The following is a 23,396-nucleotide window of genomic DNA, read 5'->3' on the forward strand; positions in this document are numbered from 1 at the left end:
GAGTGCAAAATTACGGATTTTTTTCCGCTAAAAGGATGTAGGCTTTTGAATGAATCTGAGAGAGATTGTATTATTTTGGTACTTCAACCATCAATCACAAAATGGAACTCATTAACCGTCTGTTAACCGCCAACAAATCCTGGGCAGCCCGGCAGCTCGAAGTTGACGAAGCGTATTTTGACACTCTGGCCAAGGATCAGAAGCCCGATTTCCTCTGGATCGGATGTTCCGACAGCCGCGTACCCGCCGAGGACCTCACCGGCTCGCAGCCGGGCGAAATGTTTGTGCACCGGAATGTGGCCAACCTCGTGGTGCATACCGATATGAACATGCTCAGCGTATTGCAATATGCCGTGGAAGTGCTGAAAGTGAGGCATATCCTCGTGGTTGGGCACTACCAATGCGGCGGCGTGAAGGCGTCGATGATGCATAAGGACCTGGGGCTGATCAACCGCTGGCTGCATAATATCAAGGATGTGTACGATAAAAATGCGACCGAACTCGACGCGATCGAGGAGGAGAAAAAGCGCTTCGACCGGCTTGTGGAGCTGAACGTGATCCAACAGGTCCATAACCTCGCGCAAACGAGCATTGTACAAGGCGCATGGCACCAGGGCCAGGAACTGCATTTGCACGGTTGGGTGTTCGGCCTGCACGACGGGCAGCTCAAAACCCTCGCCCACATGCCGCCGACGACCAAAGTGGAAGGTATTTATCGGTATGATTTTTAACATACTGGTTGTTTAGCAGAGTCTTTCTTAGGGGAGAAAGGAGGATGGAGGAAGGGGAGGAAGGATTTTTTTCTTCCACACTCCACACTCCATCCTCCCTTTCGTCCTTAGTCCCTTTCCTCCCTCCTTTTGGTCGTTCACATTGTTCGCGTTATCTTAGCAGTCTTAATTGAGTCTAAATAAGGTAAATAGGGGCGAATCGATGAAAAAACTGATTGGAAAACTGCACTTATATCTCGGGCTTGTCTCGGGTATTATGGTGTTTATCATTTCCGTCACGGGGTGTATCCTGGCGTTTGAGCAGGAAATCAAAAGCATTACGCAGCCCTACATGTTTGTGAAAGGTCCTACCGGTGGGAAAGTGCTGCCGCCATCGGAGCTCGCCGAAATTGCCAAAAAAGCATTACCGGGCAAAGTGGCCAAAGGGGTGCTTTACGATACGCCCGACCGCAATGCGCAGGTCGGTTTTTACAATCTTGATCCCGAATATTATTACGTCGCCTATATCAATCAATACACCGGGAAAGTTGAGCATATCTGGAACGAGGACGACGATTTCTTCCATTTCATCCTGCACGGGCATTATTACCTGTGGTTACCTGAGAAAATCGGTCAGCCGGTTACAGCCTCCGCGACGCTGGTTTTCTTTTTCATGATGATCAGCGGGATGGTGCTTTGGTGGCCTAAGAACAAATCGGCTGCGAAACAGCGCTTTTCGATCAAATGGAATGCTGCCTGGCGACGTAAAAACTACGATCTGCACAATGTGCTTGGCTTTTACATTATGTCGATCGGCGTGATTTTGGCGGTTACCGGGCTGGTTTGGGGCTTTCAATGGTTTTCGCAGGGGCTATACACGGCTACCGGCGGCCAGGGCTCGGATATGTACTACAATCCGACTTCCGACACGGTTTCCACCGCACAGATAACTAACGCGATGCAGGCTGTGGACAAGGCCTGGAATCAATTGCAAAAGGAATACCCCCGATATTCAAGCCTTAATATCTCTTTCCCGACCGAAAAAGCGGAGTCGATTTACTCTTACGTCAACTTCCGCGAAGGCACGTATTACAATGTAGATTATAACTATTTCGACCAGTATTCACTCAAAAGAATCAATGCCACCGGACCCTATTCCGGCAAATACAGCAAGGCCGATTTTGCACAAAAACTGCGCCGGATGAATTACGACATCCACACCGGCGCCATTCTTGGTCTGCCCGGGAAAATCCTCGTTTTCTTCGCCAGCCTCATTTGTGCTTCATTGCCCATTACCGGTTTCGTGATCTGGTGGGGCAGAAGAAAAAAGGCACCGAAAAAGGTTAGAAAGAGTTCCCCGGTCCTGGCGACCCCGCAATAAGCCACCGATCTGATTTTTCGACCGCCGACCGCCGACGGGTTATTGTTTTTGATAAATCCGCACATAATCCACTTCAAAGCGGGCAGGAAAATCTGTTTTCGACAAATCACCGCCATTGTCGCCGCCTAATGCCATGCCGAGCAGAATGTAATGCGGCTGCTTGAATGGCGTGATGTCTTTGTTTTTGGCATTAATGGCCTTCGCCTGATCCTGCGAGGCCATCAGCATATCGTCCACATAAATTTTAATGGAATCCGCGTCCCAATCCATCCGCCAGACGTGGAATTTCGATGACCATTCCGGGTCGTTGAAAGTGGAAATCTGTTTTTTATTGGTATTCCAAATGGGCTTGTAACGCTCGTTGGAGCCCCAGGCGAGGTTGGCGAGCAGCATTCCCCTGTAAAACTCCATAATGTCGATCTCACCATTATCCGGCCACTCGCCCTTATCGCCGAGCGTCCAGAATGCCGGCCAGATGCCCGAGCGTGTATCGATTTTGGCGCGCATTTCGAAACGGCCGTACTGAAAACTCTTTTTGCCGCGGGTAATGATGCTGGCCGAGGTGTATTCGGCGTATTCGCGGCTTTCTTTCCAGTTACTGCTGCCAGGCTTGTAATTCGGGTTCTTTACGCGCTCTTTTTTGGCCTCGATGATCAGGTAACCGCCTTTGCAATAGGCATTATCGCCCTGGTACCATTGGTCTTCGTGGTTTCGGGTAAAACCCTTTTCCGGCTGCCACACATTCGGGTCGGGGGCGCCGTCGTAGTCAAATTCGTCGGCCCAGACGAGCTTATACTGCGCCATGGCGGGTGCTAGCGTGATGAGCGCCATCATGATGGTGAGCAGGAGTTTGTAGGAAGTAGCCATGTGTGGTCATTTAATGTTCATTGTAATACCTGGGAAAGTGAGGGCAGCCGTTCATTTACCCGGAATGGCAATTTGAAAAGAAATGACACTATTAATCCATGCGCCGGGTTTTATTTCTGACAGTTTTCCTTTTACTTGTAAACAACAGTTCCGCGGCCGCTTCCGCTGGCCGGCGTCGATTTTCAATATGCGTAAATTCATTGATACTGCTAAAAAGGCCGGTCTGGACGGTTTTATGCTCGCATTGCTCAGCATGATCCTGTTCGCCTGGCTCTGGCCCGCGCCGGGTATGCAGGATAGCCCATTGCATCTTTCGACGGTTTCAACTTATGCCGTTTCTGTCATATTCTTCTTTTACGGACTGCGCCTCAGCCCCGAAAAACTGAAAGCCGGGCTCGTAAACTGGCGCCTGCACGTGATGGTGCATGTCTCAACATTTGTACTTTTTCCTGTCCTGGCATTAACATTCAGGCCGCTTTTCAACGACGGCGAAGGCCAAACAATGTGGCTTGCGATCTTCTTCCTTACCGTTCTGCCTTCGACGGTTTCGTCATCGGTCGTGATGGTATCCATCGCGCGCGGCAATATTCCGGCGGCGATCTTCAATGCGAGCATTTCCAGCCTGATCGGCGTTTTTATCACGCCATTATGGATGGGGCTCGTGCTGGACGCTGGAACCGAGCATTTCGATCTGCTGTCGGTAGTCGGAAAGCTGGCATTGCAAGTACTACTTCCGGTATTCGCCGGGATTGCGCTCAATCGTCGCTGGGGGCATTTCGCGGAGGCTAACAAGAAGTACATTCGTTATTTCGACCAGTCATCGATTTTGCTGATCGTTTACACTTCTTTTTGCGAATCATTCGGGGAGCACCTCTTCGATTCGCTTGGAATAAAAGAAATTGTATTTTTAGGGATAGGAATGCTCGCGCTGTTTTTCGGGATCTATTTCCTGCTGACGTTCATCAGCGGCCTGTTGCATTTTACCCGGCAGGATAAAGTCACTGCCGTGTTTTGTGGTTCCAAAAAGTCGCTGGTACAGGGGGCCGTAATGTCAAAAGTGCTGTTTGCCGGCCCGGAAGCGGGTCTGATGCTCCTGCCGATCATGCTCTATCACGCATTGCAACTGATCGCTGCGAGCATTATCGCCCAGCGCATGGCAAGGGAGCCGGAAGTAGCGGAGGATTTTGTACTTAAAAAATAATGTATGCGACTGATATCGTGGCTCGTGCGGCTGGTAGTGCTGATTTTACTTTTGGCGGGCATCAATGCATTGTGGTCGGGGTTTAAAACCGGTTCCTGGATGCCCGAATGGCTCGGTGGCGAAGATGAGGTGGAAACAATGCATACCGTGGTTTTGCAGGAAATCAGTTCGATGGGCAAGCTTGAAGTGGTGAAATACAACTTCAAGGATGTAGTAGAGCAGGAAATTGTAAAAATGTGGCTGCCAAATGCAAAGGCGATCCTGATCGTGCAGGGAGAAGCGATTGGCTGTGTGGATTTGGCTCAAATTAAAATGGAAGACATTACCTCCGACACCGAAACGCTGGTGATCAACATGCCTGAGCCGGAATTGTGTGTTTTTAAAATAGATCACAGTAAATCAAAGGTTTACAATACCGAATATGCATTCACCGATGAGGCGAAACTGGTGCAGGAAGCTTATAAGCAGGCTGAAAAGCAAATCCAGAAATCGGCCCTCGACATGGGTATTCTGGATCAAACGAAGGAGAATGCCCGTAAAATACTGACACCAATGCTTGAAAAAGCTTCCGGTAAAAAAGTGGTGCTCAAATTTCCGATGAATGCCAAAGTAGAGAAGTTGCGATAATATTAAACTGCGCTAAACCACCCTTTCTGATGAGTAATAAAGGATTTCTGACGCTGGATGAACTTTCGGGCAAGATTGGGGGAGGGGAGATCGAAACCATTGTTGTTGCATTCACCGATCACTACGGCCGGCTCATGGGTAAGCGCGTCGACGCCGACTTTTTCCTGGATTCGGTTGCCAAATCGGGTACGCACGGCTGCAACTACCTGCTTACTACCGACATAGCAATGGACCCGGTACCGGGCTATCAATATGCCAACTGGGAGCTCGGCTACGGTGATTTTCACCTGGTACCCGACTTTTCCACATTACGCATCGCCGACTGGCTCGAAAAAACCGCATTGGTAATCTGCGACGTACATAATGACAAGTCGCACCAGCTGGAATCCATCGCGCCAAGGTCATTATTAAGAAAGCAACTTAACGCGCTGGGCGGTGATGGCCTCGAATGTTTCGCCGCATCGGAACTCGAATATTACCTGCTCGAAAACAGCTACAAACAGGCATTTCAGCAGAATTACCAAAACCTCAATCCGGCAGGATATTACCTCGAAGACTACCACATTATGCAAGGCACGCGCAACGAGAAGTTTACCTCGGCCGTCCGCAGGCATTTGAAAAACTCGGGTATTCCCATTGAAACTTCGAAAGGCGAATGGGGCCTGGGGCAGCATGAATTGAATGTGAAATACGCCGACGTGCTTTCCATGGCCGATAACCACGTCGTGTATAAGCAATGTTTGAAAGAGGTAGCCGACGCCATGGGCCTCTCGGTAACCTTTATGGCCAAGTTCGCGACCGACCAGGCAGGTTCGAGCAGCCATATCCACATGAGTTTGTGGAAAGACGGCAAGAATATTTTCGATGGCGATCAGCAGTTCGGCCCGGTGAGGGGCTCCGATATTTTCCGCTGGTTTCTCGGCGGCTGGATCAAACACGTGCCCGATGTGATGCCCTTTTACGCCCCGACGGTCAATTCTTACAAGCGTTTCGTCGACGGTTCCTGGGCGCCGACGCGCCTCGCGTGGAGTTACGATAACCGGACCGCCGGTTTCCGAGTGGTAGGCAGTGGCGCGAGTTTGCGGATCGAATGCCGCATACCGGGTGCGGATTGCAATCCTTACCTCGCATTCGCCGCATCGCTCGCTTCCGGTCTCGACGGTATCCGTAATCGCATCGAGCCGCCGGAATGTTTCGTGGGCGACATTTACGCAGCCGCGCATTTGCCGCGCGTGCCTTATACGCTCGCGGAATCCATCGCATTGTTCGAAAACAGCCCGTTTGCGAAAGAAGCATTCGGCCCGGAAGTCGTGGAGCATTATGTGCATTTTTTCAAAACCGAGCAGCACGCTTATGATACCTCTGTGACGGATTGGGAGCGGAAGCGGTATTTTGAACAGATATGAGGCAGGGTTTTGGTGGTTAGGTGGAGGCCCTGCCGGGGCTCCATAACACGTGGAACCAGGCCGTTGTGCTATAAACAGGACGCCTCTCCGAGGCAAATTATACGGAGGCTGCTGAAAAATTAAGGGTAGTTTAGTAAATGAAGCTGTTCGAGGACTGGCCGCAGAGCGGCTCCCTGTTTATAGAAATGAATTGCATAAGGATTGTACTGGCTCCATCGGAGCCTCCTGCGATGCAATAATATGAACTAGTGGCTTGTAAATGACTATTTACTAAAATGTTTCGGTCGGTTTTCGACTTCAATAGACTCAATTACTATTTTCTAAATATTAACCCAATCAAACGATGCGCTTAGAAAACAAAGTCGCGCTTATTACTGGTGGGAGCGGCGGTATTGGCCGTGAAACCGCTATTTTATTTGCCAAAGAAGGAGCTAAAATCGTTGTAACCGACGTGAACGAAGCGGGTGGCCAGGAAACTGCCGATGAAATTGTAAGAAACGGCGGGGAAGCTTATTTTCTACGTTCGGATGTTTCGAAAGCGGCTGACTGCGAAGCGGCTGTCGCATTCGCGGAGGAGAAATTCGGCAAGCTGAACATCCTTTTCAACAATGCCGGTATCATGCACAGCGACGACGATAATGCTGTGACCACCGAAGAGGCTATCTGGGACCTGACGATGAATATCAATGCAAAAGGCGTTTTCCTGGGCTGCAAATATGGCATACCGGCATTGCAGCGCGCAGGCGGAGGTTCGATCATTAATACGGCTTCGTTTGTGGCAATTTTAGGCGCAGCTACGCCGCAGGTAGCCTATACTGCCAGCAAGGGTGCCGTTCTCGCGCTTACACGTGAGCTCGCGGTCATCCACGCACGCGAGAACATCCGTGTGAATGCATTATGCCCGGGCCCGCTGCGCACGGAGCTGCTGATGAAATTTTTAAATACCGAAGAAAAGAAACAGCGCCGCCTCGTACACATCCCGATGGGCCGCTTCGGCGAAGCCAAAGAAATGGCCTACGCCGCATTGTTCCTCGCTTCCGACGAGGCGTCCTTCGTAACCGGCACCGACTTCCTCGTCGACGGCGGTATCACTTCGGCTTATGTAACTCCTATTTAAATGGGAGGAAGGGAGGATGGAGTAAAGGGAGGAAAGGGATTTTGTCCTGTGTGACACACCTTTCCTCCCTTCTTCCCTTTCCCCCTTCCTCCCTATACTCCTTTTTCACAATGACTCAAAAAACAATAAGCCCGATCGACGGCTCCGTGTATGTGGAGCGCGAATTGGCGAATGCGGCGGCTGTGGAGCATGCTTTGGAAAAAGCGGTAGCGGCCCAAAAAGAATGGAAAAAGACAACGTTGGCCGAACGTGAGGCAATTTGCCGGAAGGCGGTTGAATACTTTCTGAATAATGCGGACGAAATCGGGCTGGAACTGACCTGGCAAATGGGCCGGCCGGTACGCTACACGGCAAATGAGATCCGCCGGGGTTTTCAGGAGCGGGCAAACTATATGATTTCGGTAGCTGAAAAGGCGCTGGCGGATGTGGAGGTCGATGAAATTCCGGGTTTTAAACGGTTTGTGAAAAGAGATCCGCTGGGCGTAGTGTTCGTGGTAGCGCCGTGGAACTACCCTTACCTGACGTCGGTGAACTCGGTGATACCGGCCATTATGTCGGGTAATGCGGTGATTTTGAAGCATGCACAGCAGACGGCGCTTTGTGCGGAGCGTTATGCGGCTGCATTCGAATATGCAGGTTTACCCGAAGGTGTATTTCAGTATTTGCATTTGAGCCATGACCAGGTAGCACAGGTGATCGGCGACGCGCGTGTGGATTATGTCGCATTTACCGGTTCGGTGGAAGGCGGTCACGCGGTGCAGAAGGCCATTAACGCAAGATTTATCGTCGGCGGACTCGAACTCGGAGGCAAAGACCCCGCATACGTGCGTGCGGATGCGAACCTGGCCGACGCCGTTGAAAACCTGGTAGACGGCTCTTTCTTCAATTCAGGCCAGTCGTGCTGCGGCATCGAGCGCATTTACGTGCACCGGGATGTGTATGACGAATTTATCAAAGGTTTTGAAGAACTGACCAAAACGTATGTCCTCGGTGATCCGCTTGATCCCGAGACTACATTAGGACCGATGGTGAGGACTTCGGCAGCTGCTTTTGCCCAAAAACAAATCGACGATGCCGTTGCACAAGGCGCCAATGCATTGATCGACCCCGCATTGTTCCCGGCGCATCAATCGGGCACGCCGTACCTCGCCCCGCAAGTCCTGGTGAATGTAAGCCATTCCATGGAAATTATGACTGAGGAAACTTTCGCCCCGGTAGTAGGCATTATGCCCGTTTCCAGCGACGAGGAGGCCATTCAATTAATGAACGACAGCCAATACGGCCTTACCGCCTCCATCTGGACTTCGGACATTGACGCCGCATTGCAAATCGGCGAGCAGGTAGAAACCGGCACCTGGTTCATGAACCGCTGCGACTACCTCGATCCTGCATTAGCCTGGACAGGCGTGAAGAATTCCGGACGCGGCTGCACGCTTTCCGTGGTAGGTTACGAGGCGCTCACACGGCCTAAGTCATTTCATTTGAAAATAGGGTAACTGGGTGTGAAAGGTTATATTTAATTCAAAACATACAATCTGAACATGAAAAGCATCGACACACTTGACTTGAATGGAACTTACAGCTATGCAGACTACCTGAAATGGCAATTTGAAGAACGCCTTGAATTGATCAAAGGCAAGATATTCAAAATGTCGCCTGCGCCTGCTGTGCGGCATCAGCAGATATCCATGCGGCTTTCGTCAGAAATATGGCATTTGCTTAAAAACAGAGACTGCCAGGTGTTTGCAGCGCCATTTGATGTGCGGCTTCCAAGATTTGACATTCAATCTGACAAGGAAATTTTTACCGTCGTGCAGCCAGACGTTTGCGTCGTCTGCGACCCGACCAAGATCGATGAAAAAGGCTGTGTCGGGGCGCCGGACTGGATAATTGAAATACTTTCTCCCGGAAACACCCGGAAGGAAATGGATAACAAGTTCGACGTGTACGAAGAATCCGGCGTGAAAGAATATTGGCTTGTAGAACCCAATGACGAGGTAATATTTATATATCTGCTGGATGAACAAGGTAAGTTCTTCGGTACTAAACCCGCAACGGTTGGGCAGACTCTGACGTCAGTGAAGTTGCCAGACTTTACGATTGATTTAAACCAGCTTTTCGATAAAAAGTAATTAAGAGTATGACAAAAGTCGGATTGCTGGAATGTGACCATGTGCGGGAGGAACTGCTGCCGATCGCGGGGGATTACCGGGAGATGTTCCCGGCATTGTTCTCGAAAGTCGCGCCGGAGTGGGAGTTTATGTTTTATGATGTTTGCAATGGCCATTTCCCCGCTTCGGCGGACGAATGCGAGGTTTATGTTTGCACCGGTTCCAAGTTTTCGGTTTACGATGATGAGCCGTGGATCGGGCGGTTGAAGGAATTTGTGAAGGAAATCCGCGATTCAGGGAAAAAATATATCGGTGTATGTTTCGGACACCAGATGCTGGCGGAGGCATTGGGCGGTAAAGTGCAGAAATCGGCTGTGGGATGGTGCGTAGGCGTGCATAATTTCCAGATTCTGAACCATGAAGAATGGATGACGCCGTCGCGACAATCGGTGAACCTGCTGATGATGTGCCAGGACCAGGTGATGGAAATGCCGCCGGACAGTACGCTGCTTGCCGAGACGCAGGATTGCCCGGTCGGGATGTTCCGGGTCGGTGAGAATATGATGGGTATACAGGCGCATCCCGAGTTCCCGAAACCCTATGAGAAGGCATTAATGGAAATCCGCACGGATCGAATCGGGCAGGCTAAGGTAGAAATGGGCATTGTGAGTCTGGAATTGCCTTTGCATGAGCTCACTTTTGCGAATTGGTTAAAGAATTTCGCCGGGCTATGAAGTGGCATGATGGTTTGCTATTTTTACCGCTGCTAAGATTTTAACTTACCAATACCCGCAATGACCGAGAACAGCACGGTATCCAGGCGTCAGATTTTAAGTGCCCACCAGACAGGCCAGAAAATACGCCGGATCGCTTTTGAAATATACGAGCAGAATTTGAAGGAAAAGAGCATTATCATCGCCGGTATCGCCGGGGAGGGTTTTGCATTTGCTAAAAGACTGACGGCCGAACTCACCCAAATCTCGCCGCTCGACGTCCGGCTGATCGAGCTTCGGTTTGACAAAAACGTTCACCAGCAAAGCGCTATCCTCTTTGATCGCGAACTGAATGTAGAAAACCAGGTCGTGATCATCGCGGACGACGTACTCAATACTGGCCGCACGCTTGCATTTGCGCTCGAACCGTTCCTGAAAGTGCCCATGAAAAAGGTACAGGTAGCGGTAATCGTCGACCGAAGCCATCACAAATTCCCCATCCACGCCGATTACGTAGGCTATTCACTGAGTACCACACTTACCGAGCATGTGGAAGTGGTGTTGAGCAGGGCGGAGGAAGAGGGGGTTTATTTGAAATAATCACAATTTGCCGCGTATTTCGAGCGTATTCACGCCTACTACATACGCATAAATGGAGGAAGGGACGAAATTGAGCACAATGCCGTTCTTCTCGATCGTCCCTTCCTTATCTATCGTCGTGACGAGGGCTGACTTTAAATTGTTCTTTTCGCAGAATTGCAGAAGGCTTTTCAATTCTTCAGGCCTCTCGTAGTACCTGTTGCTCCATTTCACTTCCACGGCCCACGCGGGTTTCAGCGATTTATTGTCCAAACCGATCATATCCACTTCTCCCTGCGTCTTGCCGGAAGTCCAGCGGGCATACCAGGGCGTAAACCAATACCGGTGAATCCATTGCGAAAAGATGGCCGTCTCGACCATGCTTCCAAATGAATCGTCGGTAGCTTCAAGGGGCGCAAACAATGCGCTGCGCAAAGAGGGATTGGTGAGAAAAACCTTGTAGAAATTGGCCCGCTGGAATTTTTTAGCGGTATCATCAACCCGGTGGATAACCCGCACAAGAAATGCGGCTTCCAGGTATTCCAGGTATTTTTTCAACAGGTTTTTGTCGATACCACTGCTTTTGGAAAGGACGTCCAGCGAGACTTCATTGCCGCTATGATAGGCGAGTGTGGTGAAGAATGCATTCAGTTCCTGCACATCCTGTATGCCGTAAAGGCTGGGTAGGTCGCGGAGGAGTACTTTGTCGACGATGTCGCTTTTGATGTACCTGCCGGGGTTCGCCTGGATGGTTTCCGAAAATATCACTTCGGGATAACCACCAAAATTGATGTAGTCGATGAAATGCCTGTTGATTTCGGTTAAATGGCTGCTGGTAAAGAACTTATTAATATTGCCATTCCAGGCAATGGAGGAAGGGCGTATCAGGTGATCGAGTTTCTTTGATTGGATGTATTCATGAAAAGTCAAGGGAGGTAGCATGAATTCCGTGAACCGGCCCGCGCCGCTTTCATTGCTTTTGAGCCTTAGTGCAGCCGCGGCAGAGCCGGAAACGACGATTTTGGTGTGAGGGTAACTGTCCACCATCACTTTCAAATGCACTTCCCAATCTTTGAGATACTGAATTTCGTCGAAGAACAAATACCAGTCACTGAGATCGTCGCTCGCGACCGCCTTGCGTACGAGCGAGAACAACTGTTCCAACCCCATGTATAAATAAATGGGATTGTCAATGCTGATAAAGGCAATCTTTTTAGGATCGACACCATCACTCAGTAACTTCTGAACGCTATGATGCATCATGACCGTTTTACCGACCCTTCTGGGGCCCATTAGCACTACCGCCCTTTTGACGCTGGTTTCAGCCACCAACTGATGAAATAGCCCGAAATATAGCCGGGGTTGCATTTCGTGGTATTCAGGATCGATATTGCCAGAAACCCACCAGGGGTTTTCGAACCGGAGCCGACTTAGTACCAGCTCTTCGGATATGGGAGGAAGTTTTAGCTTTTTTGCCATAGCTTTACAAAAATGTCAATTTAATGTAGATTAATCTATATTAAATTAATATATTTGTAAATATAAGAAAAAAATGAAGTTTTTTGTTTCTTATTTCACCTCCAAAACTTCCAAAATCACACTCCCCCGCCGTGCATTCACTACCGGATTAAACCCGGCTGTCATCAAAAAATCTCCCGAGTAAACCTGATCTTCCTTAACGGGCGATTTTGAATCCGGATAGAGGTTAAGCTCCTTCACTTTATACTTTTTACCCGCATCCAGGCCCTGTAAACGAACGGCAATATCCGAGCCGGCGCCATTGCGGTTGCTTACTAGGTAGGAAAATACAATGGCGCGATCCCTGTTTTTAGTCGCGAAAAGCAGCGACGCAAAGTCGTTCTTCTTCGGATCGACGAGGCGGTAGAGGTCACCATGCCACACCACCTCTTTGATCGCATTGTAAGTAGCGACGGACTGTCGGGCGAATTGCAGGTCTTTTTCATTCAGATGACTTACCACAATGTCGTAGCCAAGCTTGCCCATCATAGCAACGTCGGTGCGGAATTTGAGCGGTTGCTTGCCCCAGTCGGTCACGTGGGCGCTTTGCGCGAGGGCAGGGAAGAAGTAGGAGTATTCCCACTGCATGAAAACGCGTTCGAGCGGGTCGGTGTTGTCGCTCGGCCAGAACTCGGTAAAATACTTTAATGCCTCGTAATCGACCCGGCCGCCGCCGCCGGAGCAGAGCATCATCGGAACTTTCGGGTATTTGGCGCGGAGCTTTTCGAGTACTTTATAAAGGCCTTTCACGTAGTCGACATACAGCTGTGACTGCTTTTGCTTGCTCTTTTCGAGGTAAGCGGAATGCGCATTGAACGTGATCGCATTACAGTCCCATTTAATGTAAGCAATGTCCGAATTTCCGGTAAAAAGTTTGTCCAGAATACCGAAGACGAAATTTTGTACTTCGGGATTCGATAGGTCGAGCGGGAGCTGGTTGCGCATGTAATGCTCCGGGCGCTGAGGCTGGCGGATCACCCAGTCGGGGTGTTTTTCGTAGAGTTCACTTTTAGGGTTCACCATTTCCGGTTCTACCCAGATCCCGAATTTGATACCGGCATTTTTGGCTTCTTTCACGAGGTAACCGATGCCGTGCGGCAGTTTTTTGATGTTCTCCTGCCAGTCGCCAAGGCCCGCGCGATCGTCGTTGCGGGGGTATTTATTTGCAAACCAGCCATCGTCGAGCAGGAACAGGTCCACGCCCAGCTTCTTGCCGTCTTTGAACAGCCCTGACAGTTTTTCTTCATTAAAATCGAAATACGTGGCTTCCCAGTTGTTCAGGAGCGTGAGTCGCGAGCCTTCGCCATCGAGAATGCGGTATTTACGGGCCCAGTTGTGCAGGTTACGGCTTGCTTCGCCCTTTCCGTTTTCGGAGAATGTGTAAATGAATGAAGGTGTTTTGAAATCCTTGCCGGATGCCAGCGGATATTCGGACGCGTAATTGTTAATACCGGCTATCAAACGGAGATTATGGTAAGAATCTACCTCGAAATCCATCCGGAAGTTGCCCGACCAAGCTAATGTACCCAGCAGCACTTTTCCTTCGGTTTCAGTCGCCGGTTTATCGAACGAAAGCTGAAAACTTGGTGGTTGGAAAAGGTTCGCGCGGGTGCCCAGCTTGGAATCCAGCACGCGGATACCGGCCGTGAGCTGTTCTTCCTCGGGGTTCATTTCACGCGCCCAGGTGCCGTTGTAATGCGTGAGGTAGAAGTCTTTGCCTGGGAAATAGAGGTTTGCAGAAGCATATTTGTTTAAGGTAATCTCGCCCTTTTCGGTGCTTTTGATCACGCTCCATTGTTCTACCACATTTTCCCGCGCGTAGGTTTTGTAAAACAACGTCACCTCTGTGGCATACACGGGATCTTTCAGCTGAATGCTCGTAACCGCCACATTGTCGCCTTCACGCGTGGTTTGGTGGTTTACATAAATAAGGTCGGTTGATTTGTTGCCGTCCGCATGCGTGACCTGTAATGCGGGTTCTGAAATGCTCCATGAGCCCGCGGGCGTGTAGGCAGAGTTGTAAATGCCTGCATTGCCGTCGCGCTGGCGGTTTTGGGTACTTACGAGATCATATTCGGCGGCTTGTGCCAGCTTTTTACCAAAGTAAATGATCGACAAATGCTTGTCCTGATCTGTTTGAAGTACCAGCGCATTCTGTGCGGTTTCGATGGGAATGGTAACCTTGTTCTGGGCTGTGGCGTGCATGGAATGCAGGAGCAACAGCAGCAACGAAATGGCAATATGCCGGAGAAGATTCATTGGAACAGCAAAGGGAATAGTTGGAAATAAAAAAGGATCGATCCGGGCAATGTTACTTGACAAGATCGATCCTTCCAAAGTTTAGAAGCTGAAATCAGTGGAAAACGCGGCGCAGTTTCACGTTCTCGACCGGCCGGATAATGAGCGGTACCTTCTCGATTTTTACGGAACTGCTGTCGAGGCCGAACCATTTATCCTCCGGTGTGGTGAAGTCTTTTACGAAGAAATAGGTTTTCATCACGAGCTGTTCCAGGAATGGAAGGTCGTTTTCAAACGAAAGGAACCTTTCCAGCACGACAAACCGGAAATCCCCGGTAATGTTCTGTTTGCTCAATGATTCATACCGGCTGGTAATATCCACTTCTTTATTCAAAACCATATCCTCGACTACCTTGCGGAAGAACATATTGATCCGCTGATCGACGCGGAAACCGAGCCGGAAGTTGATTTTGATCACATTATCATGATTGTCTTCGTCGGATAATACCTTGTATTCCATCGTGTAAGGGTCGTCCATAATGTCGACGTGGATGAACCAGTACACATCCGCACGTTTCGGCCGTTTCTGGAAGATCGAGTAAATGACTTTCGTTTCTATTTCCGTCGCACGCGAGGCATTGGTCATAAAAACGAGGTGCGTCGTGTATTTTGGAATACTGATATCGCGGCTCAGTTCGTGCAATGCCGGTAGGTACTTTTCCAGCTTGGTGTATTCGGTGAGACGGAGTTTAATGTAGAATGCTTTGAGCCAAACGGCCATCAGTCCCGCAACGATTGTGCCGACCATGATCGTGAACCATCCTCCGTGCGTGAATTTGAGCAGGTTGGCGCCCAGGAACATCCCTTCGATAAACAGGTACAGCAGCATGAAAACGATCACAATCCAGAGGTTCACCCGTTTGACATACAAATAATAGGAGAACAGGATCGTGGTCATGATCATCGTGAGCGTGATAGCGAGGCCATAAGCCGCTTCCATGTTCGACGATTTTTGGAAAAACAGCACCACACCGCAGCAGCCCAGCCAGAGGAGCCAGTTAATGCTCGGGACGTAGAGCTGTCCTTTCTGGTCGCTCGGGTAAATGAGGCGTACTTTCGGCCAGAAATTGAGACGGATAGCTTCGGAAATTAATGTAAATGAGCCGGTAATAACGGCCTGGCTGGCGATGATGGCCGCCAATGTCGCGATCACGACGCCGGGCAGGAGCCACCATTCGGGCATGATTTCGTAGAATGGCTTGCGCGCATCGAGCAGGTTGCCCATTTCGGTGATGAGCCACGCGCCCTGGCCGAAATAGTTGAGTATCAAACATATTTTAACAAAGATCCAGCTGATCCGGATGTTCTCTCTACCGCAATGCCCGAGATCGGAATACAATGCCTCCGCACCTGTCGTACAGAGGAACACCGCGCCGAGCATCCAGAAGCCGCCGGGATGTTTGGTCAGCAAATCATATCCGTACATCGGATTGAGCGCTTTCAGGATTTCGGGGTGGTCTTTGATCTGGTTCAAGCCGAGTACGCCCAGCATGACGAACCACGTCACCATCAACGGACCGAACGCGCGCCCTACTACCTTGGTACCGAATGCCTGGATGACAAAAATCATCGTCAGAATGGCGATGACGATCGGAACCGTCTGAATATTAGGATACAGCAATTGTAAACCTTCCACCGCGGATGATACCGAAATGGGCGGCGTAATGACGCCGTCGGCCAGCAGGGTACTTCCGCCGATCACCGCGGGCACCGTGAGCCACTTTGCGTGCTTGCGTACGAGCGCGTAAAGCGCGAAAATCCCGCCCTCGCCGCGGTTATCGGCCCGAAGGATGAGGATTACGTATTTAATGGTGGTTTGGAGCGTGAGCGTCCAGAAGATACAGGAAATCGCCCCGTAGATAATTTCTTCGGTGATGGGCTCATTCATGATAATCGCCTGCATTACATAGAGCGGCGACGTGCCGATATCGCCGTATATAATGCCGAACGCCACCAGAAGCCCGGCGGCCGTTACCTTGTCAACTTTGTGTTTTGATTCCATCCACCTTTTTGTAAAACGGCGAAAGTTAGGAAACGGCGGAGAAAAACGTTCCCGAAAGCACATTAAAATTTTAAGTTCAATAACCGTAGTTATAGGAATAATTACATATATTCTTGATTAAATAATTTTATATATCTTAGCGACGGTGATTGACTAACGGGCCTCTATTACTAAACCCGCATTCCCCACCAAGGCAACGTTCCGAAACTTCTCGATCATTTCTCACTTTAATCATTAAATTGATGAAGAAGTACGTGTTTTCGGGCGTTGCCTGCCTTTTTTTGTCGTTGATGAGCTGTGCGCAAGATGCGCCGAAGAGCTCGCCCCCCATTGACCCTGTCGATCAGCAGGACGATCCACCCGTGGTTCCTACTGCTACCGAAGAACCGGAACGGACGTTGCCGTCACAACTCCCAACCATTTCCGATCCGATGTTTATGACCGGAACCACCCCTTACGAGTCGAAATACGACGCCGGAAAATGGTTTTTGCGACCGCTTGAGAAGCCATACCTTGGAACCATAACGAAAAGCGGGAACGATCCTGCGATGATTTCCTTTGGTGGCGGGCTTACGGCAGGAGTAAGTAACGGTGGACTAAACAGGGAAGGGCAACAATTCGCTTATCCCAATCTGGTCGCCCGGCAAATGGGCGTTGCCAATTTCAAAACGCCATTACTCGATGAGAAGGAAGCGAACGGCACAGGTATTTTCTTGTATGGTGAGCCGAATGGCGATTTTCCCCGTTGGCTCGAGGTGACTAACAAGTTGGCACATTTGGAACCAGGTGAGCCGGTAAAAATGACCCCATTCCCCGGATTGATTCACAATTTTGCTTTTCCGAATGGTGGAACAATCGGGGCCAGCTATCCCTATTGTCCTTCCTGCAAGCCGCAAGCCTATTCGTCACGGTTTAGTGATTACAAGATCACGAAAGACACTACGCTTCTGAAATCCATTCAACGCAAACAACAATACGACTTTGTGATCATGGAAGATTTTTATGATGCTTTTGTGAACTGGATAGTCAATCAGCCCCGCCTGGATGATCGGTTTTCGCTGGCCAATTACGCGAGCGTCCCTACATACGCGATGGATGCGATGGTTAACAAGGGGCAGAAAGGCGTGGTGTTTACAATCCCGCATTTCAAGCACCTTGGATTTATGAACTGGTACGATATTGAGGTTTTGAAAAAAATGGCACCCTCGATAGCGATGGTTTACTGGATAACAGGCAATGCCGCTGTCGCGAACCATACACAGGAATTCTATTTGAAACCAACCAAATACACAGAGGGAGTATTTGGAACGGCGGAAAAGGGGAAGCCAATTCAGGGACAGATAACCGACATGGATATCATCGACCAGGGAGAAGCCTGGTTTGCCGATCCCGAGCGGGTCGTTAATCCGAGTGTCCGAAAGTTTGCCGAGAAGTATGGTCTCGCACTCGTAGACCTGCACGCAGTGTATCAGAAGATTCACGACGGAACATATCTCACGGAGGATGGACTAAAGATCGACGGGTCGTTGAAAGGCAATTTTTTCTCGTGCGACGGGACTTATCCCACCCCCCTGGGACAGGCGGTTATTGCCAATGAAGTCATAAAGGCAATTAACCTTAAATACGATGCCCGGATTTCGCTGATCAACGTTAGCGAATTCATCAGAATCATCTCTTCAAAGTAAGCAATATCAGGTACTCAGAGCTTTCCCGGACAACTTCCGGGATAGACTTCTGTGTGCCTTAACCACACATTGTTATGAAAAATATCGGACTTACAATTTTTGCGGTGCTTTCATTAGTTCTACAAGCTGTACATGCACAGTATCTTAGTCTATCCTACCCCAAATACAATTCAGTTCTTCAACGGGATGGTGCAAACCAGGCAGTGATTACCATTGCTGGTCAGTTGGTTTGGGGAACTGGGCAAAACGGAGCCATTACACCGGGTACCACAATCAGTTATAAGATAAAGACATTGAGCGTAAACCCCAATGTGCAGGGGCCAACGGTCAATCTGTCGATGGCGTCAAACGGTGTGTTTTACACCACAACCACATTGGCCAAGGGCTGGTATCTGGTGGAGGTTATGTTGAATGGTGTTGTATACGCATCTTCCAAAGTAGGCGTTGGCGATGTTTTTGTGATTGCCGGACAGTCTAATGCGCAAGGCATTGGCGGTCAGTTCGAGCCGATGGGAGGATGGAAATTACCGGCAACGGCAGGATTTCCGGAATGGATTGTAGGGATTAATGAAAACTATAATTGTACCAAAAACCTGCTGGATAATTTCGGAGAAATGTTTCCGCTCACAGATGTCGCAAAGCAGTACAATTGGCTTGGTCCGACTGGAAATAATGCTTGGTGCTACGCAATGCTGGGCAAGAAATTGTCTGATGCGAATGGTGGAATGCCGGTGGCCTTCTTCAACACCGCGTCAGGTGGTAGTACAATCACGCAATGGTACCTGGGAGCGCAGGGACTCGCTGCGCCGAACCCCTATACCGGGGGAACTCAGTTTTGCCTGGGTTATAAGGGTGGTTCAATGAACCCGGCCGATTATTATGGGCAGCCATATACACCCTTACGCTCTACGCTGAATTGCTATGCGTCGCTGTTCGGTGTGAGAGCGGTGCTTTGGCACCAGGGTGAAGCTGACTCGGATGCGAATGTCCCCGTAAATTATAAAGCAAGCAGCGCGGCTGACTATCAGACCAAGTTGCAATTTGTGATCAATAAGTCGAGAACCGATTTCGGCGCTACGATTAACCCGAACATTCTCAGTTGGGTAGTTTCAAAAGCAACCATCAGTAAGTATGGTCCATTGAATAACGCGGTTCGGACGGGACAAGGATCTGTGGTTGGCGGATCGACAACCGGCGGGCCTGATACAGACTACGTCGTTGGAGGTGGCGGAGTGATTGCAGGTATTCCGTATAGAAGGGATAGTACGCATTTCGAAGAAAATTACAGCGGTGCGCTCACCTGGCTTGCGGGTAAATGGTTTGACGCCATCGGTAATAATGGTAACAAGATTTCAGCTGGCTTTGTACCACAGCTTACCTATGCGAGTAACGGAAACAAGCGATATCTGATAGCTCCTGCGGGCTACTCCGAGTATCGCTGGGGTTTTAACATCAACAGTCCGATAGCGGGTGCAAGCACCAATACATTTACAACTGAAAATTGCTACTCAGGTATCAAATGCTTTATCAGGGACAGCAAAGGAAACTGGCACATGTCGGCAACGACCTGGGTGCATTGCTACGCGTCCAACCGGATTGCGGCGGAGATGGACGCGCCTGTTGTAAATGCAGACGAATTACTGGCATTAACAGCTTTTCCTAATCCTTTTCAAGAGGAATTTCAGATTGAATTCGATGTAAAGGAAGATGCTAGTCACGTGAGGCTTGAACTTGTGGACGAGAGCGGCACGGTGCTGAAAACCCTGGTTGATAACCCGCATGCAAAGGGTCGATGGAAATACCATTCAGGTAAGCTGGGGCCGGAAACACAAATACTGCTTTGCCGTTTGAAAGTGAACGAATTGTATACAGTTAAAAGGCTTCTTAAAGGAAATTGATTACGTTGTGGGTGGCGTTAAACAAACGTCCCCCACAACAAATACCCATTCAACCCAATAATAATCAGCGCAATCACCCAGCTAATCGCCGTCAGCGGCCGCGAGTTCGCGAAGCGGCCCATGATGTTGCTGTTTGAAGTGAAAAATACCAGTGGTACCACCGCAAAGCTCAGTTGCAGCGATAAAATCACCTGGCTGAGCACCAGCAGTTCGGCTGTTCCTCGTTCGCCGTACAAATAGGAGACGATGAGTGCAGGAATAATGGCGATGCCGCGCGTGAGCAACCGGCGTACCCAGGGTTTGAGGCGGATGTTGAGGAAGCCTTCCATCACGATTTGCCCCGCGAGCGTACCTGTGAGCGTGGAGCTCTGGCCCGATGCGAGCAATGCCAATGCGAAGAATATGCCTGCGAGGCTTACGCCCAGCACGGGATCGAGGAGGTGGTAGGCGTCGGTAATGTCGGCGATTTCAAAATGGCCGTTGGCGTGGAATGCAGAGGCGGCCAGAATGAGGATGGAACCGTTGATGAAGAATGCCAGTGCCAACGAAACGGTCGAGTCGATGGTGGCGAAACGGATGGCGGAGCGTTTGCCTTCTTCGTCTTTTTTGAAATTACGGGTTTGTACAATGCTGGAATGCAGGTAGAGGTTATGCGGCATCACGGTGGCACCGAGGATACCGATCGCGATGTAGAGCATTCCGGGGTCGGTCACGATTTGTTTTTTAGGCAAAAGTCCGCCTACTATACCGGCTACCGAAGGCTGCGAAACGATCATTTCATACAAAAAGCTCAGCAGGATAATGCTCATCAGCCCCGCGACGATGCTTTCGATAATGCGGAATCCTTTTTGTTGGAAATACAAAACAATGAGGACATCGAATGCCGTGAACAGGACGCCAATAGGTAATGGCAGGCCGAAAAGGAGGTTTAATGCAATGGCGGAACCGATCACTTCGGCGAGGTCGGTGGCGGCGATGGCGATTTCTGAAAGCAGCCACAGGATAAATGATACCGGACGGGAGTAGTAATCTCTGCAAGCTTGCGCAAGGTCGCGGCCGGATGCGATGCCGAGTTTGAGGGACAAATGCTGCAAAAGCATCGCGAAAAGATTCGAGATCAGGATCACGGACAGCAGCGTGTAGCCAAACCGCGAGCCGCCTTCAATGTCGGTCGCCCAGTTGCCCGGATCGATGTAGCCGACGGCCACCATCAGGCCCGGGCCGGTAAATGCGGCCAATTTTTTCCAGAAACCGGCTCCTTCGGGCACGGAAATAGAGGAGTGAACTTCGGACAGCGATCGGAGCTGGCCGCTGTCGTCCGGCGTTTTTTCTTGCAAAGACTTATTTATTTTCAAATCGTCAATCATTTCCTTACTCTCCGAAATAAACAATTTAGTTCTCTGAAAACAAAGATAAGGAAATTCTGAATATATTTTTAGGTTAGTCTAAATTTTTTAATTTACAGATAGTAAGTCGTACTTTTGCCGGATATTAAAGATTGGTAACCGGGGCATACAGGGCATGCAGAATTCTTTCACAGAAGAAAATTACTTAAAGATCATCCACGCACTTTCCGGGCGCGACGGGGTAGAGGTGAGCACGAATGCGCTCGCGGAGAGCACGTCAACGCGTGCGGCGTCGGTGACAGACATGCTGCGCAAGCTCGCAGAGAAGGGATTGATCCATTATAAAAAATACCAGGGCGTAACGCTCACGGAAAGCGGGGAGAAAGTGGCGATCAAGGTGATCCGCAAGCACCGCCTTTGGGAGGTTTTCCTGGTGGAGAAGCTGGGTTTCGGCTGGGATGAGGTACACGACATTGCGGAGGAACTGGAACACATTCCCTCGGAAGTGCTGGTGGAAAAGCTCGACGCATTTCTGGGCCATCCGAAGTTCGATCCGCACGGCGACCCTATTCCCGATGCCAAAGGAAACCTCACCGAACCCGATTACCTGATCCTCACCGACGTGCAGGTTAGTGAAAAAGTGTTAATGATGGGGGTGCTCGACCATGCACCTTCTTTCCTGCAACATCTTGATCGGTCGGGGATTACGCTTGGTGCGGTAATTGAAGTGAAGGAAATTAACGAATACGACAAGTCGGCGTCCGTACAGATTAACGGCGGCCCGACGTTGTTTATCAGTCTCGAAGTGTCCAAAAACCTGCTGGTACAGCGCCGATGAGACCATAACCAGCCATGAACTTCAAAATCCTCGATCGGTACCTGATCAAAAACTTCCTGATTACCTACGTGTTCGTGGCGTTCGTCATCGTACTCATTATCTGTATGATCGACTACACCGAAAAGGTGGACGACTTCCTCGACAAAAAAGCGCCGCTCCGGGAGATTATTATCGATTATTACCTCAACCTGATTCCCTACTGGATCAATTACATCAGTCCGCTGATGGTGTTTATCGCCACGGTGTTCTTCACCTCGCGCATTGCCGCGCGGACGGAGATTATCGCGATGCTCAGCAGCGGGATTAGTTTCACGCGCATGCTGATGCCTTACATGGCCGGGGCGGTAGTTTTGGGGATACTGACATTCATTCAGGTAGGCTGGGTTTTGCCCAAAGCCAACAAGATCCGCAATGGTTTTGAAAAAACTTATGTAAAAAACGAGTTCTATTTCAGTGGGCATAATGTGCATATTACCATCGCGCCCGATGTGTACGCGTACCTGGAAAGCTACAATACGACCACGCAGACGGGTAACAAATTCACAATGGAGACGATCAAAGGCACCAAGCTACTCCAAAAGTTCTACGCCGAAAAGATCGTCTGGCAACCGAAAAAGAAGAAATGGACGCTGCAAAATTACCAGGTACGCACGCTCGACAGCCTCGGCGAACGCCTGAGTCGCGGTAAGGAGATCGATACGACCATTAACCTCTCTCCCAAAGACTTCGAAAGCGACTATAACCTTTTCGAAACCTTTACGTTACCGGAGCTCAATGCTTATATCGACCTGCTCAAAAGCCGCGGTGCTGATGGTTTGGAAGTGTACCTGATTGAAAAATATACCCGTTTTACCCAACCATTCGCAATCCTGATCCTGACGGCGATCGGGGTGATCGTTTCGGCTCGCAAGAGCCGGCGCGGGGTGGGCTGGCAGATTGCGCTGGGTTTTATGCTCGCATTCATTTACATCCTGTTCTTTCTGTTGTCGAAAGGCGTCGCCGAGGCGGGTACGATCAACACGCTTTTTGCCGTGTGGCTGCCGAATATCGTGTTTGCGGGGATCGGAGTGCTGCTTTATAAAACATTACCGAGGTAAAC

Annotated in this window: 19 protein-coding genes; 14 read left to right on the forward strand and 5 right to left on the reverse strand. The window is 49.9% G+C overall.

Annotated features, from left to right (window positions below):
* Positions 1–101 precede the first annotated feature (101 nt).
* Entirely contained in the window at positions 102–731 is a 630-nt protein-coding gene (gene can / locus BLQ88_RS24115; RefSeq protein WP_090155276.1) for a carbonate dehydratase, read from the forward strand.
* Positions 732–933: 202 nt separating this feature from the next.
* Positions 934–2,091 (forward strand): PepSY-associated TM helix domain-containing protein, encoded by a 1,158-nt coding sequence (locus BLQ88_RS24120; protein ID WP_090155278.1) that lies wholly within the window; start codon positions 934–936, stop codon positions 2,089–2,091.
* A 39-nt stretch (positions 2,092–2,130) separates the two neighbouring features.
* On the opposite strand, the gene BLQ88_RS24125 is transcribed toward BLQ88_RS24120, so the two are convergent.
* Complete coding sequence (locus BLQ88_RS24125; protein ID WP_090155280.1) at positions 2,131–2,958, reverse strand: glycoside hydrolase family 16 protein; 828 nt, start codon at positions 2,956–2,958, stop codon at positions 2,131–2,133.
* A gap of 187 nt (positions 2,959–3,145) precedes the next feature.
* Between BLQ88_RS24125 and BLQ88_RS24130 the strand changes: the two genes are divergently transcribed.
* The 8 genes from BLQ88_RS24130 (at position 3,146) to BLQ88_RS24165 (ending at position 10,733) form a co-directional block, all read left to right on the forward strand.
* Positions 3,146–4,159, forward strand: coding sequence for a bile acid:sodium symporter family protein (locus BLQ88_RS24130; protein WP_090155463.1), 1,014 nt, complete (start codon positions 3,146–3,148; stop codon positions 4,157–4,159).
* Positions 4,160–4,162: 3 nt separating this feature from the next.
* Entirely contained in the window at positions 4,163–4,786 is a 624-nt protein-coding gene (locus tag BLQ88_RS24135; protein ID WP_090155282.1) for a DUF4230 domain-containing protein, read from the forward strand.
* 29 nt (positions 4,787–4,815) lie between these two features.
* On the forward strand, positions 4,816–6,192 hold the full coding sequence (locus tag BLQ88_RS24140) for a glutamine synthetase family protein (RefSeq protein WP_090155284.1): 1,377 nt from the start codon (positions 4,816–4,818) through the stop codon (positions 6,190–6,192).
* A gap of 343 nt (positions 6,193–6,535) precedes the next feature.
* Positions 6,536–7,309, forward strand: a complete 774-nt coding sequence (locus BLQ88_RS24145) for a glucose 1-dehydrogenase (RefSeq protein ID WP_090155286.1) — start codon at positions 6,536–6,538, stop codon at positions 7,307–7,309.
* Positions 7,310–7,419: 110 nt separating this feature from the next.
* Entirely contained in the window at positions 7,420–8,805 is a 1,386-nt protein-coding gene (locus tag BLQ88_RS24150; RefSeq protein WP_090155288.1) for an aldehyde dehydrogenase family protein, read from the forward strand.
* A 45-nt stretch (positions 8,806–8,850) separates the two neighbouring features.
* On the forward strand, positions 8,851–9,441 hold the full coding sequence (locus tag BLQ88_RS24155) for a Uma2 family endonuclease (protein ID WP_090155290.1): 591 nt from the start codon (positions 8,851–8,853) through the stop codon (positions 9,439–9,441).
* An 8-nt stretch (positions 9,442–9,449) separates the two neighbouring features.
* Positions 9,450–10,154 (forward strand): glutamine amidotransferase-related protein, encoded by a 705-nt coding sequence (locus BLQ88_RS24160; RefSeq protein WP_090155292.1) that lies wholly within the window; start codon positions 9,450–9,452, stop codon positions 10,152–10,154.
* Between the two features lie 60 nt (positions 10,155–10,214).
* Positions 10,215–10,733: a phosphoribosyltransferase family protein gene (locus tag BLQ88_RS24165; protein ID WP_090155294.1), complete on the forward strand. Its 519-nt coding sequence runs from the start codon at positions 10,215–10,217 to the stop codon at positions 10,731–10,733.
* On the opposite strand, the gene BLQ88_RS24170 is transcribed toward BLQ88_RS24165, so the two are convergent.
* From BLQ88_RS24170 to BLQ88_RS24180, 3 genes are all read right to left on the reverse strand, one after another.
* Positions 10,734–12,191, reverse strand: coding sequence for an ATP-binding protein (locus BLQ88_RS24170; protein ID WP_090155296.1), 1,458 nt, complete (start codon positions 12,189–12,191; stop codon positions 10,734–10,736).
* A 90-nt stretch (positions 12,192–12,281) separates the two neighbouring features.
* Positions 12,282–14,489, reverse strand: coding sequence for an alpha-galactosidase (locus BLQ88_RS24175; RefSeq protein WP_090155298.1), 2,208 nt, complete (start codon positions 14,487–14,489; stop codon positions 12,282–12,284).
* A gap of 94 nt (positions 14,490–14,583) precedes the next feature.
* Entirely contained in the window at positions 14,584–16,530 is a 1,947-nt protein-coding gene (locus tag BLQ88_RS24180; protein WP_090155300.1) for a KUP/HAK/KT family potassium transporter, read from the reverse strand.
* 242 nt (positions 16,531–16,772) lie between these two features.
* Here BLQ88_RS24180 and BLQ88_RS24185 point away from each other — a divergent pair, with 242 nt between their 5' ends.
* Both BLQ88_RS24185 and BLQ88_RS24190 read left to right on the forward strand, forming a co-directional pair.
* A complete protein-coding gene (locus BLQ88_RS24185) occupies positions 16,773–18,215 on the forward strand; it encodes an SGNH/GDSL hydrolase family protein (RefSeq protein WP_090155302.1) in 1,443 nt (480 codons plus the stop codon).
* A gap of 74 nt (positions 18,216–18,289) precedes the next feature.
* The gene (locus tag BLQ88_RS24190) at positions 18,290–20,113 is read left to right on the forward strand and encodes a sialate O-acetylesterase (protein ID WP_090155303.1); all 1,824 of its coding nucleotides are present in this window, start codon (positions 18,290–18,292) and stop codon (positions 20,111–20,113) included.
* A gap of 17 nt (positions 20,114–20,130) precedes the next feature.
* On the opposite strand, the gene BLQ88_RS24195 is transcribed toward BLQ88_RS24190, so the two are convergent.
* Positions 20,131–21,480, reverse strand: coding sequence for an Nramp family divalent metal transporter (locus BLQ88_RS24195; RefSeq protein WP_090155305.1), 1,350 nt, complete (start codon positions 21,478–21,480; stop codon positions 20,131–20,133).
* A gap of 154 nt (positions 21,481–21,634) precedes the next feature.
* Here BLQ88_RS24195 and BLQ88_RS24200 point away from each other — a divergent pair, with 154 nt between their 5' ends.
* Together BLQ88_RS24200 and BLQ88_RS24205 are read left to right on the forward strand one after the other, a co-directional pair.
* On the forward strand, positions 21,635–22,297 hold the full coding sequence (locus tag BLQ88_RS24200) for a metal-dependent transcriptional regulator (RefSeq protein ID WP_090155307.1): 663 nt from the start codon (positions 21,635–21,637) through the stop codon (positions 22,295–22,297).
* Between the two features lie 14 nt (positions 22,298–22,311).
* The gene (locus BLQ88_RS24205) at positions 22,312–23,394 is read left to right on the forward strand and encodes an LptF/LptG family permease (protein ID WP_090155309.1); all 1,083 of its coding nucleotides are present in this window, start codon (positions 22,312–22,314) and stop codon (positions 23,392–23,394) included.
* Positions 23,395–23,396: the final 2 nt, after the last annotated feature.

The organism is Dyadobacter soli (assembly GCF_900101885.1).
Classification (GTDB): domain Bacteria; phylum Bacteroidota; class Bacteroidia; order Cytophagales; family Spirosomataceae; genus Dyadobacter; species Dyadobacter soli.

Bases quoted from the DNA above. Each gene is read 5' to 3' on its own strand.
- BLQ88_RS24205 (WP_090155309.1), top strand. From the start codon at position 22,312: ATGAACTTCAAAATCCTCGATCGGTACCTGATCAAAAACTTCCTGATT.
- BLQ88_RS24125 (WP_090155280.1), bottom strand. From the start codon at position 2,958: ATGGCTACTTCCTACAAACTCCTGCTCACCATCATGATGGCGCTCATC.
- BLQ88_RS24140 (WP_090155284.1), top strand. From the start codon at position 4,816: ATGAGTAATAAAGGATTTCTGACGCTGGATGAACTTTCGGGCAAGATT.
- BLQ88_RS24150 (WP_090155288.1), top strand. From the start codon at position 7,420: ATGACTCAAAAAACAATAAGCCCGATCGACGGCTCCGTGTATGTGGAG.
- BLQ88_RS24135 (WP_090155282.1), top strand. From the start codon at position 4,163: ATGCGACTGATATCGTGGCTCGTGCGGCTGGTAGTGCTGATTTTACTT.
- can (WP_090155276.1), top strand. From the start codon at position 102: ATGGAACTCATTAACCGTCTGTTAACCGCCAACAAATCCTGGGCAGCC.
- BLQ88_RS24195 (WP_090155305.1), bottom strand. From the start codon at position 21,480: ATGATTGACGATTTGAAAATAAATAAGTCTTTGCAAGAAAAAACGCCG.
- BLQ88_RS24190 (WP_090155303.1), top strand. From the start codon at position 18,290: ATGAAAAATATCGGACTTACAATTTTTGCGGTGCTTTCATTAGTTCTA.
- BLQ88_RS24200 (WP_090155307.1), top strand. From the start codon at position 21,635: ATGCAGAATTCTTTCACAGAAGAAAATTACTTAAAGATCATCCACGCA.
- BLQ88_RS24160 (WP_090155292.1), top strand. From the start codon at position 9,450: ATGACAAAAGTCGGATTGCTGGAATGTGACCATGTGCGGGAGGAACTG.
- BLQ88_RS24175 (WP_090155298.1), bottom strand. From the start codon at position 14,489: ATGAATCTTCTCCGGCATATTGCCATTTCGTTGCTGCTGTTGCTCCTG.
- BLQ88_RS24130 (WP_090155463.1), top strand. From the start codon at position 3,146: ATGCGTAAATTCATTGATACTGCTAAAAAGGCCGGTCTGGACGGTTTT.
- BLQ88_RS24120 (WP_090155278.1), top strand. From the start codon at position 934: ATGAAAAAACTGATTGGAAAACTGCACTTATATCTCGGGCTTGTCTCG.
- BLQ88_RS24155 (WP_090155290.1), top strand. From the start codon at position 8,851: ATGAAAAGCATCGACACACTTGACTTGAATGGAACTTACAGCTATGCA.
- BLQ88_RS24180 (WP_090155300.1), bottom strand. From the start codon at position 16,530: ATGGAATCAAAACACAAAGTTGACAAGGTAACGGCCGCCGGGCTTCTG.
- BLQ88_RS24185 (WP_090155302.1), top strand. From the start codon at position 16,773: ATGAAGAAGTACGTGTTTTCGGGCGTTGCCTGCCTTTTTTTGTCGTTG.
- BLQ88_RS24170 (WP_090155296.1), bottom strand. From the start codon at position 12,191: ATGGCAAAAAAGCTAAAACTTCCTCCCATATCCGAAGAGCTGGTACTA.
- BLQ88_RS24145 (WP_090155286.1), top strand. From the start codon at position 6,536: ATGCGCTTAGAAAACAAAGTCGCGCTTATTACTGGTGGGAGCGGCGGT.
- BLQ88_RS24165 (WP_090155294.1), top strand. From the start codon at position 10,215: ATGACCGAGAACAGCACGGTATCCAGGCGTCAGATTTTAAGTGCCCAC.